Origin of the sequence: uncultured Chitinophaga sp., assembly GCF_937874145.1 — a bacterium.
Classification (GTDB): Bacteria; Bacteroidota; Bacteroidia; order Chitinophagales; family Chitinophagaceae; genus Chitinophaga.
Genome location: NZ_CALNBI010000334.1, coordinates 1 through 15,660 on the forward strand (window position 1 = coordinate 1; position 15,660 = coordinate 15,660).

Below are 15,660 nucleotides of genomic sequence, written 5' to 3' on the forward strand. Positions count from 1 at the left end.
TCCTTGAATTCTTCCACCACCACTTTCCGCTGCACTTCCAGCGATTTCTTCGAAAACGCGAGCGACAGCATGCGGTCGCTTTCCAGCCAGAAAGCCGTTTCGAGGTTTTCGGCCGGCAGTTCTATGTAGTAATTGGTGAGGTCGTTGGTGGTATACGCGTTGTTTTCGCCGCCCGCCATCTGCAGGGGCTCGTCGTACTCGGGGATATTGACGCTTCCGCCGAACATAAGATGCTCGAAGAGGTGCGCGAAACCGGTCTGCGCGGGGTCCTCGTCCCGGGCGCCTACATCATACATCACATTCATAACCGCCATGGGTGTGGTGGCGTCTTCATGCACAATCACACGCAATCCGTTATCCAGCGTAAACTTTGAAAAATGAACCATATGCCGAATATATAAAATAATTGCCGGCAACCGCCGGACTGGCGGACCGAAACATGCAAATCTACGACAAAAGCCGTTCCTTACAATATGCTGCGGATGGGGAGCTGTTTCACCATCAGTTCCTTGTTCCGCATCAGCAACAGTTTGGGGCGTGTGCCGATGTTCTTGAGGATGTCGCGGTACAATTGCAGGTTGGTAGAGAAGTTATTGTTGATGGCCAGGATCACATCCCCCACCTGGAAACCTGCCTTCTCCGCCGGGGAATTGCGGATCACGTCGGTCACCTCGATCCGGTTGTCGATCAGGTAGATGATAAGGCCGGTGTAGGAATAATCGAAATGATCACGGAAGTGGGTGTTGGGGATGATATGGATCTCCTTTTTGGAATAGTTCAACGTCAGGTTGAAGCGCCGCAGCAGGTCGTTGCCGATCATACCCGCCAGCGAAGGGTAGGAGGTGATGTTCGTGATATCGTCAAACAAATAGGTGGGCACGTTGCGGAAAGAATAGTTCCCGACCTTGAATTCGGTCATGGTGGTGATGTACATCTGCATCTTGCCGCCCAGGCCCTGCGCTTCGGTAGGGATCACTTTGGCCTTTCGCTTGACGAGCAGGGAGCTGTCTTTCACGAACTGGGTCGACAGCAGCAGGCACATGCCCGCGCCGGTATCGAAGTAGTAGCGGTGGCTGATGTTGCGCTTCCCGCTTTTCAAAGGGGCGTTGATGACGGGGATGAAAGTAAGATTGGGTTTTATCATCTGCCCGCCGCGGGGATATTTGAATTCGCCGTTGGTCCACATAAGGATTTCCTCCTTATCGTAATCCACCTGCATGATGAATTTGGAAAGGAGGCTGTAGCCGATGATGCCATCGATCTGGATGCCGTATACCTGGCTGATGAGCTCGTAGTTATTGATGTGGAAGTCGAGGCTGTCGACGCTGAGGCCGGGAAGATGAAGGGTGTTATCCGCGGCGTAGGAGATGGTTTTGCTGGCGGCGAGGCCGCGCACAACCCTGTCGGAGGGAGTGAGTTTGAGGCCGAGGCGCACGCAGGTGGCGGTATCCAGCGAGATGCCGGCGCTGCCGGTGTCCAGGAGAAACTGCAATGTATCGGGAAAGTTGTTGAGCCTGGCGTAAATCACGACCACGCCTCCGTAGTATTGTTTAAAGGGAAAACGGGTGATCAGCCGGGCTTCGGGCTGGTTGGCGTCTTCGGTTCCCTGGGCGTATGATCGGCAGGGGGTGGACAGCAGGCTCAGGATCAGGATGATAACGTGAAAGATGGATTTGGCTCCCATAATAGTCAGGGGAAGGGCGGGGACCTTACCCGCGGCTTCCACTTTAAATTTAACATTTCCTCCGTTACCCCGCGTTCTTAAATCTTACAAGCGGCAAAATAATTTATGGGGATACCCTACCTTTGCTGACAAGATGCAATTACAGGATTTATACGGAAAAGCGCAAAGGTTCGAATTTCTGACTGCTGAGGAAGGCGTTTACATGTTTGAGCATGCACCGCTGGCCGAGCTGATGGAAATCGCGAACGAACTGAGGAAGCAGCAGGTCCCCTCCGGCAAGGTGACCTGGCAGATCGACAGGAACGTCAATACCACGAACGTATGCACGGCCAATTGCAAGTTCTGCAACTTCTACCGGATACCCGGTCACAAGGAGGCCTATATCACTGATATTGAAGAATATAAAGTCAAAATAGAGGAAACCCTCAAGTACGGCGGCGACCAGCTCCTCCTGCAGGGCGGCCACCACCCGGAACTGGGCCTCAGCTTTTATGTCAACCTCTTCCGCCAGCTTAAACAGCTGTATCCCACGCTCCGCCTGCACACACTCGGGCCGCCGGAGGTAGCGCACATCACCAAACTGGAAAAGAGCACCCATATCGAAGTGCTCCGCGCCCTCCAGGAAGCCGGGATGGACTCCCTCCCCGGCGCCGGCGCCGAAATCCTTAACGACCGCGTACGCCGGCTCATCTCCAAAGGCAAATGCGGCGCAGCCGAGTGGCTCGACGTGATGAGGGCCGCCCATAAGCTCAATATCGCATCTTCCGCCACCATGATGTTCGGCCACGTGGAAACCGTTCTCGAACGCTTCGAGCACCTGGTCGACATCCGGCAGGTACAGTCCGAAAAGCCCGAAGGGCATTATGGTTTCACCGCCTTCATCCCCTGGACCTTCCAGGACGTGGACACCCTGCTGGCGCGCGTACGGGGCGTGCATAACACGTCTTCCGCAGAAGAATACATCCGCATGATCGCCATGAGCCGCATCATGCTGCCCAATATCAAAAATATCCAGGCTTCCTGGCTCACCGTAGGTAAAAAGGTAGCGCAACTCTGCCTCCATGCCGGCGCAAACGACTTCGGTTCCATCATGATCGAAGAAAACGTAGTAAGCGCCGCAGGTGCGCCCCACCGCTTTACTTACAAGTCCATGCAGGACGCTATCCGCGAAGCGGGCTTCGAACCCCAGCTCCGCAACCAGCTCTACGAACCCCGCGATATCCCGGAATCGATCCAGGAGCAGGTAATCAATTACTAATATATTCCCAAGAGAATCATACCCAACTGCCGGCCATCGCGCCGGCAGTTCCATTTATCCCACCCGCAACGCCAAACCTGCCTGTTTATTGCATTAAAACACTGCTTTACAATACTTTAACAGTTCGGTGAAAGATATGTTAAACCGTGGAGGGGCATGTATCTTTTGGGCTTCTTTCATCGTCTAACCCATATAAAACACCAATACGATGAAGACCAAGATGAAACTCATGACCGCAGGGATATTGACCGGACTGGTGTTATTCCTCGGCGCCTGTTCGAGCACGAAAGTGACATCTTCGTGGAAAGAACCGGAAACCTCGCTGGACAAAGGCAAGAAGATCATGGTACTGGGCCTCGTGAACGACCGCGAAGGGAGATTACGTGGACAGATGGAAAAAGAAATGGTGCTGGCGCTCAAACAGCGCGGCTACCAGGCCGTTTCCGCCTTCGATGTGTTCGGGCCCAAGGCTTTTAAAGGGTTGAAGGAAGAGCAGGCGTTGAAGAAACTCCGGAAAGACGATATCGATAATGTGCTGACCATCGTGATGCTGGACAAAGCGAAAGAAAAGAGCTACGTGCCCGGCAACAATATGATGTATGGACCCTGGGGCGGCCCCTATTACGGCCGCTGGTGGGGGTATTACAACTGGATGTACGGCAGGGTGTATGATCCCGGCTACTACACCACCAATACCCGCTACTTCCTGGAAAGCAACCTGTACAGCATACAGGACCAGCAGCTGCTGTATTCCATCCAGACGGAAACCTTTGATCCTGCGTCCGCCGAGCGGATGGCAGTAGTGTATTCCAGCCATGTGGTGAAGGATATGACGAAGCAGCAGCTGATCAGCAGAAACTAAGCGTAGTACAGTACCGTCATAATCAAAAGTCGACAGGTGACTTGCCTCCGGGCGGGTCGCCTGTTGGTGTTTTAGGTGGTTTTTTATTATGTTTACCCGCCTGACCATATGTTAGAAATACCCGTCAACACCGAAACCCGGCTGCGCCAGCTGCAAACGGAAGATGCCCCGGCCCTCTTCCGGCTGATCCACGACTCCCGGAAAACGCTGCGGCGCTTCCTGCCGTGGGTCGATTACAACACTTCCGAGGAACATTCCCTGCGGTTCATAGAACTGATGCTCCGGAAAGCGGACGAGCAGGAAGCCGTGGCTTTCGGCATCTGGCATGGAGATACGCTTTGCGGCGTGATCGATCTCCATGGCTGGGACCACATCCTCCAGAAAGCAGAGATCGGTTACTGGATCGTGAACGCCATGCAGGGCAAAGGGATCGTTTCAGAAGCCTGCCGCGCCCTGATCGATTATGCTTTTGCTTCCCTCCGGCTCAATAAGGTGGAGATCCGCTTCGTCCTTCAAAACGAAAAAAGCGCGCAAATACCTATCAAACTAGGCTTTGCGCGCGAAGGCATTCTGCGGGAGAGTGCCAAGCTGCATGGGCAGTATGTAGACATGGTGGTGATGGGCATGCTGCGCTACGACTGGCAGAAAGCCCGCACCTGAACCCTTCGTTTTTACACGTCACAAATCTGAACGCCCTGGCGCAGCGACGCCAGCTTGTCCGACCGTTTGGGCACGAACTCCTGCGCCACGAAGCCTTTAAACCCGGTTTCCACTACCGCCTTGATGATGGCGGGGTAGTAGAGTTCCTGGGTTTCGTCGATTTCGTTACGGCCAGGCACGCCGCCGGTATGGTAGTGGGCGATGTATTTTTGGTTATCCTGCAAGGTGCGGATCACATCTCCCTCCATGATCTGCATGTGGTAAATATCATAGAGCAGCTTAAAGTTATCGGAGCCTACAGCCTTGCAAAGCTCTACGCCCCAGGCGGTGCGGTCGCACTGGTAATCGGCGTGGTTCACCTTGCTGTTGAGCAATTCCATCACCAGCGTCACTTTTTTCTTTTCCGCGTAACCGATGATCTGTTTGAGGCCTTCGGCGCAATTGATAATACCCTGCTCATCGTCGAGCCCGTTGCGGTTGCCGGAGAAGCAGATGAGGTTGGTGAACCCTGCCGCGGAGGTTTTATCGATCAGGTCGCGGTAATATTCACCGAGGCCGGCATGGTGCTCTTTCCGGTTCCAGCCGCGGACGATGCCCCAGTCGCGGTGCTGGGCGCCTACCATGGCGCAGGTGAGGTCGTATTTCTTGATGGTTTCGAATTGTTCGGGCGAGATGATCTCGATGCTGCGGATGCCCATGTCGCGGGCCGACTCGCAGAGTGTTTCCAGGGGGATGCCGCTATAGCACCATGCGCAGACGGAGTGGTTTACTTTGCCTTTGAGCGGCGCGTCCACGGCTCTTTCGTGGGCGGAAACGCGCTCGCTGAGGGAGGAAAAGACGGTGCTTGCCATGGCCATAGTCGCTACTTTTTTGATCGCATCTCTGCGGGATGAGGGTGTTTTCATAACGTGACGGTTTTACCGACAGTGAAAGTATATTTTTTTTCGCCGGAATGCAAGCCCTGGTTTCTGCTGCAAAAAAGCCGCGGCGCCGCATCCAAATGACCAACCGCATTCGTATATACATCCAGCAGGGATAAGGGTTTGGGGGGATTGCGGGGGATGATCGCGCCCTGCCCTGTAACATTTTGGCGGGCTATTTGATTATATAAGCATAAACCCGTGTGTATGGAAAGAAAATCTACTCCCAGTTTGCTCGTTTGCCTGGTGATGGACCTGATTGGTCTGGCCAGTTATGCGGTGCCTTTGCTGGGGGAGGTGAGCGATGTGATCTGGGCGCCTATCTCCGCGATAGTCTTCTATCGCCTGTTCGGCGGCCCTGTCGGCCTTTTCGGCGGCGCCTTCAACTTTATCGAAGAGCTCTTCCCCGGGCTGGATTTCATCCCTACCTTCACCATCGCGCGGCTGGTGGTTTACATTTCGAACTACTGGCAGGCGCAGAGCAAGAAACGCATATTTAACGACCTCTGACCCCGAAAAGAACCCTTCAGGCCCCCTAACCCAGGGCCGCTCCCCGGACAGCTCGTTTCCCCAGGTCCGCGGGATAGCAGATGAATTTTCCCGTTTACATCACAGCTCCCGTCAACGGATCAGCGGAGGCGGCGACATGGCGTTCTGCCCGCCGAACCGGTTGAAGATCCAGGTGAACGACAGCATGCAATACCGGCGCAGCATCATATTCCGCGAGTCTTCGATGTAGTTGTCCGCCACCGTCCGCGAAACGCTCAGGTTTTGGTTCAGCAGGTCATATACCATGAACCGCAAAATCCCCTGGCGCCTGGGCAGGAATGTTTTCGACACCGATGCGTTGATGCGGGTAAATTGCTGGTCGAACCCCTCGCCACGGCCCGTTGTGGCGGTATAGTGCGTTTGTGCGGTCACCGTCATATCCCAGGGGAGGTTCAGGCTCGCATCGAGGTTCAGGTCGTAATTGAAATACTTCGTATTGTTCTGGGGGTTGGCGGAAAACCGGGCGTTGTTGAACGTCACGCGCGTTTCTGTTCCCACAAAAAACGCTTCCTTCACGCTCAGGTTGAAATTAACCGCCTGCCCCAACGTAAGGTTGTTCGTCTGGTTTTTCTGGTTGTTCACCATGCTGGGATCCCGCCGGAAGCCGGCTTCCGTGGTGAAGTTGAAAGCCGCTTTCTGGGATTTATCCAGCGGCAGGCCGATCACCGAATAGGCGTTCAGGTGCAGGCCGCCGTTCATGTTCACCGGCTGCGTCACCTGCACCCCGTCTTCCCGCAGCACCGAACTGTTCACGATCCGGTTCAGGTGCAGCATGCCCGTCATCCCCACCATAAACGTCCGGTAGTTTTCGCGGTTAACCGTATTGAATGTAAGATTGACCATGTTCTGGAACGCGGGTTTCAGGTTGGGGTTCCCCAGGCGGATCATCAGCCGGTTCGACAGGTCGGGCACCGGTTGCAGCTGTTCCAGCGAAGGTTGCTGCGTGTTCCCCCGGTACGAAATCTTAAATCGCTTGTTCTGCGAGAAATTATAGGCGAACTGCGCGGTGGGTGAAAAGTTGGTCGTCTGCTGCTCCACGTTTTCGCCTTTGGTAAGGTTGCGGCTTTCGAGCTGGTTCCGCTGCACGTTGAAACCCAGGGTGTAATTGTACTTCAGCTTTTCCGTGCGCAAATTGAGCCCCACCTGGTGCTGGGTGTTGAAGTTGTTGAAATGATTGGTCAGGCTGTCGTTGAGCAGGTCGTATTCGCCGCCGGGCTTGCTGCGGTCCCAGGTATAACGGTCGGAGGAATTGAAGGCGTTGTTGTACCCGTAATTGACTTCCAGGTAACGGTCGCGGAACACGGGCTCGGTGTAACTGAGGCGGACGCCGATGGATCGCGCCAGGTTTTCGGACTGCACTTTCTGGTCGATCGTATCGAGGCGGTATTGCGTATCATCGGTCCGGAAGCGGGTATATGCTTCGTTGAAGGTGCTCACGTCGCTGTTATTATGCTGGAAGGTGAGGTTGGCGCTGAGCGTCCTGCCTTTTTTCCTGAATTTCCTGCGGAGAAGCGCCTGGGCGTTGATGTTCGGCGTTTTGGAATCCACCAGTGTGTTGCTGCGGTTGGTGTTCACGGTATCGCCGCCGTTGTTGCGGGTGGTAGAATGGCGTTGAGAGAAATTGTCGGTATTGGAGAAAGAAAGGTTGGGGGTGAGGATGAAGGAATGGAAAGAATCGATCTCGCTTTCGATGCGCATATGAATGTTGTGGCTCACCATGGCATTGTTCCCGAGATCGCTGCCCGTCACATAGCTGGAGGAATCTTTCCGGAAAATGTTCTCCCGGCTGCTGGTGTTTTCCGTTTCCATCCGGTTGTTATTCAGGTAATAGCTGCCGTTCAGTTTAAACCTGGGCGAGGTGCTGTTATTGAATTGCAGGCCTCCGTTCCAGTTCCGGGAAATACCCGTTCCGCCACCCATGTTGCCCATGCCGCCTTCGGGGTTGCTGGTGCCGTTGGTATTGTTGCCGCTCCCGATAAAAGAGAACTGTTTTTCTTTCCGGAAAGCGTTGATATTCCCGTTCCCGGAAAACCGCTGGTCGGTGCCGTAACCACCGGTCACCCGCCCGAAGAAGCCCCTTCTCTTGTTTTCTTTTACGGTGAAGTTGAGCACCTTTTCCGTTTGGCCGTCGGAGATTCCTGTAAACTGTGCCTGGTCGCTTTTCTGGTCGATGAGCTGCACTTTGTCGAGGATATCGGCGGGCAGGTTGCGCGTGGCCATTTTGGGGTCGTTGCCGAAGAAGGGCTTTCCGTCGCCCAGCACTTTCTTCACGGTTTCGCCGCCGGCTTTGATGGTGCCGTCGCGCTCCACGGTGATGCCCGGGAGTTTTTTCAGCAATTCCTCCGCCACGGCGTTCTCCCGGGTTTTGAACGATCCCGCGTTATATTCGACGGTGTCTTCCTTGAGGGTGATGGGCTGGCGGTAGCCTTCCACTTCTATCCTCGCCAGGTTGATCCCTTTCGGCGGCATGGCGATATTCCCGGCGGAAATAAGGGTGGCGGTATCGGAAACGAGCAGGTGGCGGGAATAGGTCTCGTAGCCCATGTACGCGATCACGAGGCGGAGAGGGCCGCGCTGGGTGGCGGTGAGGGTAAACCGGCCGAGGGAATCCGTTACCGCGTGCGCCGCCGTAACGGAATCCTTTCCCAGCAGGGCCACGGGGGCATTCGGGAGTGCTTCCCGGGTGGATTGGTCGGTGATCCTGCCCGTTACCCTGAATTCACGGAGCTGCGCACGGGACGCGACCGCCATCCCGAGCACCATTAAAATGGCTAACCCGTTTATCTTGAGGATTTTCTTCATGAGGGGGCGCTGTGTCTTTGCTATTGGGTTATTATTCTGCTTCCTGCAGCTTTTGCAGCTGCTCGTTGTGAAATGCTTCCATGAGGCTCCGCTGCTTCTCCTTCAACTCCGCCGCGGTCACCTTTTCCGCGCCAGCCGGCAACACCGGCGCATCGGGAACAGGCTTCAACACCACTTTCTTCGCCATGTAGGAGCGCTTCGAGCTTTCGAGCGCCAGCACTACGCCCTGCGGCGGCCATACACCGTTGACGGGGGAGAAGAGCATGGGGATTTCAGTCGTATACCAGATCACGAAACTCTCCTCGCCCACGTTCGCCGTGGCGCGCTGGCAACGGTACCCCGCGATGGTTTTCGTTTTCCCGGATGTCTTCAGCTCCGCGGCCGGCTTGTACGCCTCTTCGGTGTACCAGGCCCCGTCCACGATGCTGTCTTTCTGCCGGGTGAGCACCGATAAATACCGTTTATTTATAAGGTCAATATACATGGAGTTGGTGACAGGGGGGCGCAGTGATGATGACCGGCCAACCGCTCCCGCTGGCGGCGCACCGCCCGGAGGCGCTCCCGCCGGGGAAAATGTTAAAGCCGCCGCGCTGGGCGCCCCCAGCGTCATCCTCCGCATCATATTCCCTCCACCCTCGGTTTCTATCCGGCCCATCCCGCCGGCGAAGGTGAACGTCTGGTCGAAAGTCACCAGGTTGGGCATGTCGGGCGGAGGCGTATTGCTCGTTGTCACCGAGCCATCGGCTCCCCGCATCACCATCCGGAACTGGCCGATCTCGATCTTGGAGTTCACTTCGTAGTGAATCACCCCGGAAGGTTGCTGCCCCTGAACAGCGGCGCCCATCATCAGGCCTGCCGCCAGCATTGCGAACGTTTTCATGATTTTTTTCCTAAAGTTCCGGCAGGAGCGCCGGGAAAAGGGTTAACCAGTCATAACGACTGTTAATTAGTGTTAAGCAACAAGCGGTCGTGTGCACTTATTGAATAGCTTTACATCCATGCGCAACCGGATCCGAAATATCCTCGTCCTGATGACCGCCTGCATCCTCGGCATTCTCGCCCTGCAGGGGTATTGGCTGTACGAGTCGTACAAGATACGCCTGCAGGAATTCGACCGGGATATCAACGATGCGCTGCGGACCGCCGTGTTCCACAAACAATTCGGCGATGCCGGGAAGGTGCTGGGGCTGGCGAAATTCAATCTTACCTATACGACTACCTTTTCCGACAGCGCGCCAGCCGTTCCCGCCCAGCCGCACGTCCAGGTGCTGCACCTGGAAGATTCCGCGGAACTGGCGGCGCCGGGCGCTGTGCTGCGCAAATCCATTTTCCTGTCTGCGCCCGGCCAACCCGCCGCGATGGCCGGCGAAGTCGTGGAAGCCAATGGCGATGAGATCCGTTTCCGCCGCGTGCAGCGCGATACCAATATCCGCCAGCTGACGGACACGCTCTCGCGGCAGATTTCGGATATCCTGGTGAGGAGGGATTTCTACCGCACGGCCCTCAGCTGGACAGCCTTTACCGCGGGGAACTGGGGGCCCGGGGGATCAGTACCGCTTATCGCCTCGATACAATGGTGGCGGGGCCGGAAAAGCTGCAATCCTACCGGAAAACGCCCCTCCACACCCACATCATCCCCTTCAACCCGGCCAATAACATTTTCGTGTCCGCCAGTTTCGACAGTCCCATGCCGCACATCCTGGGCCGCATGACCGGCAGCCTCACCGCCACGGCCGTATTGCTGCTGCTTACCGTCTGCTCGTTCCTGTATATGCTGCGCACCATCCTCCGGCAAAAACGCCTTTCGGAAGTCCGCAACGATTTCATCAATAACATGACACATGAGTTGAAAACCCCTATCGCCACCGTTTCCGCGGCTGTGGAAGCGCTCGAGCGCTTCAATGCCCTCGCCGATCCCCAGAAAACGGCGAACTACCTCCGCATCTCGCGCCAGGAGCTCCAGCGCCTCGGCGACCTCGTGGAAAAAGTACTCCACATCGCCGCCGAAGAAAAAGAAGACCTCGTCCTGCAAACCGAAACCACGGATCTCAACGATATCATCTCCGAAATCATTTCCAACCACCGCCTGAAATCCGGCAAGAAAACGGACTTTACTTACACGATGCTGTCGGATCCCCTCATCAAGGCCGATCCTTCCCATCTCACCAACGCCATCAACAACCTCGTCGATAATGCCATCAAATACTCCGGCGAACATGCCGAAATTTCTATCCTCCTCGCCCGAAGGCCGGGCTGGGTGCGTATTTCGGTGATAGACAACGGGATCGGCATTCCTTATAGCTATCACAACAGCATCTTCGAAAAATTCTTCCGCGTGCCGTCCGGCAACCTGCACAATGTGAAAGGTTTCGGGCTGGGACTGAGTTATGTGAAGAAGATCGCCGAAAAGCACGGCGGCACCATCAAGGTAAAAAGCGAGCCCGAAAAAGGCAGCGAATTTCAACTGGAAATCCCCGCAGCATGAACCCATCCCAACCCGTCATATTACTCGTCGAAGACGAAACGCAACTGGCCCAGATCGTGAAAGACAGCCTCGAAACCCGCGGCTTCACGATGATCTGCGCGGCCGACGGCGTTGAAGGCCTCCGCCTCTTCCGCCAGCACAAACCCGACGTGATCGTGATGGACGTCATGATGCCCAACCTCGATGGGTTCTCCCTCACCACCGAAATCCGCAAAACGGATAAACAAATTCCCATCATCTTCCTCACCGCCAAATCGCAAACCGCCGATGTGGTGAGAGGTTTTGAATCGGGCGGGAACGACTACCTGAAAAAACCTTTCAGCATGGATGAGCTGATCGTCCGCATACGCTCGCTGCTGGCGCGTTTCGGTCACCTTCCCGCGCCGCCGGCTCCTTCGGAAGATGAAATCGGGATCGGGCAGTTCGTATTCCGGCCGCACAAACAGACCCTCACGCGTAACGGCTACACGGAATTTCTATCGCACCGCGAAGCGGAAGTGCTGCTGCGCTTATGCCGCCATAAAAACCAGGTGATGGAACGCCGCCCCGTGCTGATGGATCTCTGGGGCGATGATAATTTCTTCAACGCGCGCAGCATGGATGTTTTCATCACTAAACTGCGCAGGTATCTGAAAGACGATCCGAAGATCCAGATCGTCAATATCCGCGGGGTCGGATATAAGTTGATTAGCTGAAGAGATAGAGCACGTCTTCTTTCGTGAGTTTTTTGATGAAGCCGGAATCGTCGGCGATGATGTCTTTCACCAGCGACTTTTTGCGTTCCTGCAGTTCCAGGATTTTTTCTTCCACGGTGTCTTTACAGATCATGCGGTAAGCGAAAATATTCTTCGTTTGCCCGATACGGTGCGTCCGGTCGATGGCTTGCTGTTCCACGGCGGGGTTCCACCAGGGATCCACGATGTAGACGTAGTCGGCCGCAGTGAGGTTGAGGCCCACGCCACCGGCTTTGAGGGAAATGAGGAACACGCGGCACTCTTCGTTGTTCTGGAAGTTCTGGATGGCTTTCTCACGGTCCTGGGTGCTGGTGGAACCGTCGAAATACTCGTAAGGAATTTTCTGATGGGCGAGGCGGTCTTTGATAAGGCCGAGCATACCCAGGAACTGACTGAACACCAGTACTTTGTGGTTGCTGATGTTCTCGGAGATCTCGCGCGTCAGCTCATGCAGCTTCACGGAGTGGTTGGGATATTTCTCCGTTTCGTTGAGGATGGCGGGCGAGTCGCAGATCTGGCGGAGCTTCATCAGGCCCTGCAGGATGGTGAGCTGGCTGCGTTCCATGCCCTGGTCCTCGATCACACCGAGGATTTTGGAGCGGTACGAATTGCGGTAAGCATCGTAAATATGGCGCTGCTCCGGGTCCATTTCGCAGAAGATAACGGTTTCGATTTTCTCCGGCAGGTCTTTGGCCACCTGTTCTTTGGTACGGCGGAGGATGAAAGGATAGATGAGCTTTTTGAGGTGCTCTTTCCTTTCTTCGTCCTGGAACTTGTCGATCGGGGTGGCGAATTCGTTGCGGAAGAAGTCTACGCTGCCGAGCATCCCCGGGTTGAGGAAGTTCATCTGTGCGTAGATATCGAAGGTGTTGTTCTGCATGGGGGTACCCGACAGCGCGATCCGGTTGCGGGTGTTGAGCAACTGGGCGGCTTTGGTGACCTTGGACTGGGGGTTCTTGATCGCCTGCGATTCATCGAGGATCACATAATCGAAATCGATCTTCATCAGCAGCTGCACATCGCTGCGCAAAGTGCCGTAAGTGGTGATGATGACATCGAACTTGCCCAGCTCCTCCGAAATACGGAGGCGCTGCGGCCCGTGATGGATGTGCCAGGTGATGTCCGGCGTGAATTTCCTGATCTCGTTTTCCCAGTTGTAAATCAGCGTGGTGGGGCAAACCACCAGCATGGTGCACTGGTCGTACCGGTTTTTGTAATGCTGGATGAAGGTGAGGGCTTGAACGGTTTTACCAAGACCCATGTCATCCGCCAGGATCCCGCCCCATTTCACTTCGTCGAGGTAATTGAGCCACTGGAAGCCGCTTTCCTGGTAAGGCCGCAGGTTGGCGTTAAGGTTGGCGGGCAGGGGAACATTGCGGATCTCGTCGAACTTCAGCAGCTTGCGCCGCTTTTCGTCGAGCTCCACGAGGATGGCTTCGTCGTCAATGAACTCATACAACTCGTCGATCACCGAGAAGTTGTATTTGCTCAGTTTGAGGCCGGCGCCTTTATCTTTTTCCTCCCCGATTTTAAAGAGAAGGGAATATTTCTTCAACCATTCTTCCGGCAGCAGGCCCAGCGAACCGTCGGCCAGCTGCACGTAATTTTGTTTGTTGGCCAGCGCCCGCTTGATGTCGCGGATGCCAACTTTCTGATCGCCGTACACCACTTCCACCTGTGCGTCGAACCAATCGATGCCGGAGCTGATCTGCAGGTTGGTAACGGGTTTGGAGGCAGAGAAACGGAAATTCCGCAGCTGCTCGAACCCGAATACGCGCACGTCCATTTCTTTCAGCGCATCAAAAAACAGGAAGAACCAGTTGTTCTTCAGGGCTTCTTTGGCGCGGAGGAAGAAATAATTATAGTTGCTGTGGACGGAGAAATTGGTATGCAGTGCGCGGATGCGGTTCACGAATGCGTCTTCCGCTTCCTTGTTCCGGTGGATGACAAGCACTTTATTGCCTTCCTGCACCGTGATGCGCGTTTCGTCGTTCCATTCCACATCGTGGCCATGATAGGAGAAGGCGGGCTGGATAACGAACGTTTCACCCATTTCCTTCAGGTACACCCGGTTTTCGGGGATAACGTCGTCCACCTCCGCCAGCAGCGACGCGTCGTACTGCACGGCGTATTCCTTGCCGAGCGGGAGGATGGATTCCTTTAGGAAATCCTGCCATTCGCCGGAAGGTACGCGAACGGAATTATGTTCCTGGTATTGGAGCAGATGGATGGAATCTTTGGGATTGTCGAAGTAATACAGGACGTTGTTATACAGGAACAACAACGGGCTGGCCCACTGGTTGGCCGATACGTTGACGGATTCGCCTTCGATATCCACCCAGGCGGTTACTTCAACATGGTCGCCGCCGTTGCCGGCTTTGAAATAAGGTTTGAGGGGATCGCCGGAAACCTCCAGCAGCTGGAGGTTCTTGGTTTTGAACGGCTGTCCGTCGCGCAGGATGAACACGAGCTTGTGCTCCGCGAGCAGCGGGAACAGTTTGGCGATCTTGGGCTGCAGGTACTCCACGATGAGCTCCATGGTTTCCATGGGCAGGCCCGATTCGCTTTCGTGCATGATATTTTCCCAGATCCCTGCGAAAGGGGAGTTCTTGTTGAGGAACTTGTTGACTTCGGAATGCTGGAGCTTGCGGACGGGCGAGATGAGGTCGCGGTCTTTTTCCTTGAAAAGGTAAAAGTCGACGTACTTGCCCAGGTCGATGCGGTTGACAAGCGATACGAATTCGGTTTCGTCTTCGTTGGCGTCTCCGCTCACCAGTTCCGCCTGGAAATAGGGGAACAGTTTGTCGTTGGCATTGAGCACTACGCCCAGGCGCCTTGTGACGGTGAGGGTTTCCTCCGGCTCAGCGGCTTCCGTTTTGGCGGCCACGGTTGTTTCCACTTTTTTGATAGTGGGATCGAGTACACGGAGGAAGGGTTTGCCGTTGAGGTATGAGAATGCGAATTTGCCCTCGAGGTCGTCGCTGAGGGAATATCCGTAGGAAGAAAGGAGTTTGTTTTTCTCCTTGTCCCAGTTGCGGAGCGTATCGAAGTAAAAGGGCCCGTGGGCGGTGAGCAGCTGCAGGAAGAGCGCGGTCTTATGGACGCAGAGCGGATGCTCGTGCTCGTCGCAGGTGCAGTGGGTATCGAAATTCCGGTCTTCGTTCCTTTGGAGGATGAGCGGATATTTCTTCCCGTCGGCCCGCAGTTCGGCTTCCACCTTTTCATCTTTCGCGGATTTGATGACGGCCTGCGTTTTGCGCAGGATGCGGTCGGCTTCGGAAAGGATGTGGTTGGAAGTCAGCAGTTTGATGGTCTTGAGGTCGATCGACTTCATTTTCACCAAAGTGTGCTGCTGGTCGTATTGTGTGTCGAATGCGTCGAAGTGGTTCCTGTCCAGCATTTCCTGGAGCTGGAAGAGGGCGGCGGCTTCGTGGCGGCAGATGTCTCCCAGGTTGTAGGGGCACTGGCAGCGCACGCTCATGGTGGCCGGCTCGTTGTATTTGCTGATGGTAACTTTGTAGTAATTGGCATGCGTGTCGCTCTTCACCCGGAACGAAGCCGAACGAAGAACGGGATCACCTTCCAGCAACTCGACGCCGCCGGTGGCGAATATGCGTTTCCCCCGCCGGATCACCTCGTCGGTGCCGTTATTATATACATATTTTAATAAGTGGGGTAGCGACATGCTTTTCTTACGATTGCCTTC

Annotated in this window: 13 protein-coding genes; 7 read left to right on the plus strand and 6 right to left on the minus strand. The window is 55.2% G+C overall.

Annotated elements, in window-relative coordinates; translation table 11 throughout:
* A partial coding sequence (locus Q0510_RS16300) for an insulinase family protein (RefSeq protein ID WP_298714119.1) occupies nt 1-386 on the minus strand: 386 nt, incomplete at its 3' end.
* 80 nt (nt 387-466) lie between these two features.
* Complete coding sequence (locus Q0510_RS16305) at nt 467-1,726, minus strand: aspartyl protease family protein (protein WP_298714122.1); 1,260 nt, start codon at nt 1,724-1,726, stop codon at nt 467-469.
* 91 nt (nt 1,727-1,817) lie between these two features.
* Here Q0510_RS16305 and mqnC point away from each other — a divergent pair, with 91 nt between their 5' ends.
* The 3 genes from mqnC to Q0510_RS16320 all read left to right on the plus strand — a co-directional run bounded on the left by mqnC (nt 1,818) and on the right by Q0510_RS16320 (nt 4,464).
* Nucleotides 1,818-2,942, plus strand: coding sequence for a cyclic dehypoxanthinyl futalosine synthase (mqnC, locus tag Q0510_RS16310; RefSeq protein WP_298714125.1), 1,125 nt, complete (start codon nt 1,818-1,820; stop codon nt 2,940-2,942).
* A gap of 208 nt (nt 2,943-3,150) precedes the next feature.
* Nucleotides 3,151-3,804: a hypothetical protein gene (locus Q0510_RS16315; RefSeq protein WP_298714129.1), complete on the plus strand. Its 654-nt coding sequence runs from the start codon at nt 3,151-3,153 to the stop codon at nt 3,802-3,804.
* A gap of 108 nt (nt 3,805-3,912) precedes the next feature.
* Nucleotides 3,913-4,464 carry a GNAT family protein gene (locus tag Q0510_RS16320; protein ID WP_298714132.1) on the plus strand — a complete coding sequence of 184 codons (552 nt, stop codon included), beginning with the start codon at nt 3,913-3,915 and terminating at the stop codon, nt 4,462-4,464.
* 11 nt (nt 4,465-4,475) lie between these two features.
* Here Q0510_RS16320 and Q0510_RS16325 read toward each other — a convergent pair whose 3' ends face one another.
* Nucleotides 4,476-5,369: a TIM barrel protein gene (locus tag Q0510_RS16325; protein ID WP_298714136.1), complete on the minus strand. Its 894-nt coding sequence runs from the start codon at nt 5,367-5,369 to the stop codon at nt 4,476-4,478.
* Nucleotides 5,370-5,591: 222 nt separating this feature from the next.
* On the opposite strand from Q0510_RS16325, the gene Q0510_RS16330 reads away from it, so the two are divergent.
* A complete protein-coding gene (locus Q0510_RS16330) occupies nt 5,592-5,894 on the plus strand; it encodes a hypothetical protein (protein WP_298714139.1) in 303 nt (100 codons plus the stop codon).
* A gap of 111 nt (nt 5,895-6,005) precedes the next feature.
* On the opposite strand, the gene Q0510_RS16335 is transcribed toward Q0510_RS16330, so the two are convergent.
* Both Q0510_RS16335 and Q0510_RS16340 read right to left on the minus strand, forming a co-directional pair.
* Nucleotides 6,006-8,735 carry an outer membrane beta-barrel protein gene (locus Q0510_RS16335; RefSeq protein WP_298714142.1) on the minus strand — a complete coding sequence of 910 codons (2,730 nt, stop codon included), beginning with the start codon at nt 8,733-8,735 and terminating at the stop codon, nt 6,006-6,008.
* A 31-nt stretch (nt 8,736-8,766) separates the two neighbouring features.
* Entirely contained in the window at nt 8,767-9,615 is an 849-nt protein-coding gene (locus Q0510_RS16340) for a GLPGLI family protein (protein WP_298714143.1), read from the minus strand.
* A 118-nt stretch (nt 9,616-9,733) separates the two neighbouring features.
* On the opposite strand from Q0510_RS16340, the gene Q0510_RS16345 reads away from it, so the two are divergent.
* From Q0510_RS16345 to Q0510_RS16355, 3 genes are read left to right on the plus strand one after another with little or no spacing between them, the layout of a single operon-like run.
* The gene (locus tag Q0510_RS16345; protein WP_298714146.1) at nt 9,734-10,447 is read left to right on the plus strand and encodes a hypothetical protein; all 714 of its coding nucleotides are present in this window, start codon (nt 9,734-9,736) and stop codon (nt 10,445-10,447) included.
* A 59-nt stretch (nt 10,448-10,506) separates the two neighbouring features.
* Nucleotides 10,507-11,220, plus strand: coding sequence for a HAMP domain-containing sensor histidine kinase (locus Q0510_RS16350; RefSeq protein WP_298714242.1), 714 nt, complete (start codon nt 10,507-10,509; stop codon nt 11,218-11,220).
* The gene (locus Q0510_RS16355; protein ID WP_298714149.1) at nt 11,217-11,915 is read left to right on the plus strand and encodes a response regulator transcription factor; all 699 of its coding nucleotides are present in this window, start codon (nt 11,217-11,219) and stop codon (nt 11,913-11,915) included. Before Q0510_RS16350 ends, Q0510_RS16355 begins: the two co-directional genes overlap by 4 nt.
* Here Q0510_RS16355 and Q0510_RS16360 read toward each other — a convergent pair.
* Nucleotides 11,908-15,639, minus strand: coding sequence for a DEAD/DEAH box helicase (locus Q0510_RS16360; RefSeq protein WP_298714152.1), 3,732 nt, complete (start codon nt 15,637-15,639; stop codon nt 11,908-11,910). The genes Q0510_RS16355 and Q0510_RS16360 overlap by 8 nt on opposite strands.
* Nucleotides 15,640-15,660: the final 21 nt, after the last annotated feature.

Coding starts and splice junctions, on each gene's coding strand:
- mqnC (WP_298714125.1), top strand. CDS start 1,818: ATGCAATTACAGGATTTATACGGAAAAGCGCAAAGGTTCGAATTTCTG.
- Q0510_RS16315 (WP_298714129.1), top strand. CDS start 3,151: ATGAAGACCAAGATGAAACTCATGACCGCAGGGATATTGACCGGACTG.
- Q0510_RS16320 (WP_298714132.1), top strand. CDS start 3,913: ATGTTAGAAATACCCGTCAACACCGAAACCCGGCTGCGCCAGCTGCAA.
- Q0510_RS16325 (WP_298714136.1), bottom strand. CDS start 5,369: ATGAAAACACCCTCATCCCGCAGAGATGCGATCAAAAAAGTAGCGACT.
- Q0510_RS16330 (WP_298714139.1), top strand. CDS start 5,592: ATGGAAAGAAAATCTACTCCCAGTTTGCTCGTTTGCCTGGTGATGGAC.
- Q0510_RS16335 (WP_298714142.1), bottom strand. CDS start 8,735: ATGAAGAAAATCCTCAAGATAAACGGGTTAGCCATTTTAATGGTGCTC.
- Q0510_RS16340 (WP_298714143.1), bottom strand. CDS start 9,615: ATGAAAACGTTCGCAATGCTGGCGGCAGGCCTGATGATGGGCGCCGCT.
- Q0510_RS16345 (WP_298714146.1), top strand. CDS start 9,734: ATGCGCAACCGGATCCGAAATATCCTCGTCCTGATGACCGCCTGCATC.
- Q0510_RS16350 (WP_298714242.1), top strand. CDS start 10,507: ATGCTGCGCACCATCCTCCGGCAAAAACGCCTTTCGGAAGTCCGCAAC.
- Q0510_RS16355 (WP_298714149.1), top strand. CDS start 11,217: ATGAACCCATCCCAACCCGTCATATTACTCGTCGAAGACGAAACGCAA.
- Q0510_RS16360 (WP_298714152.1), bottom strand. CDS start 15,639: ATGTCGCTACCCCACTTATTAAAATATGTATATAATAACGGCACCGAC.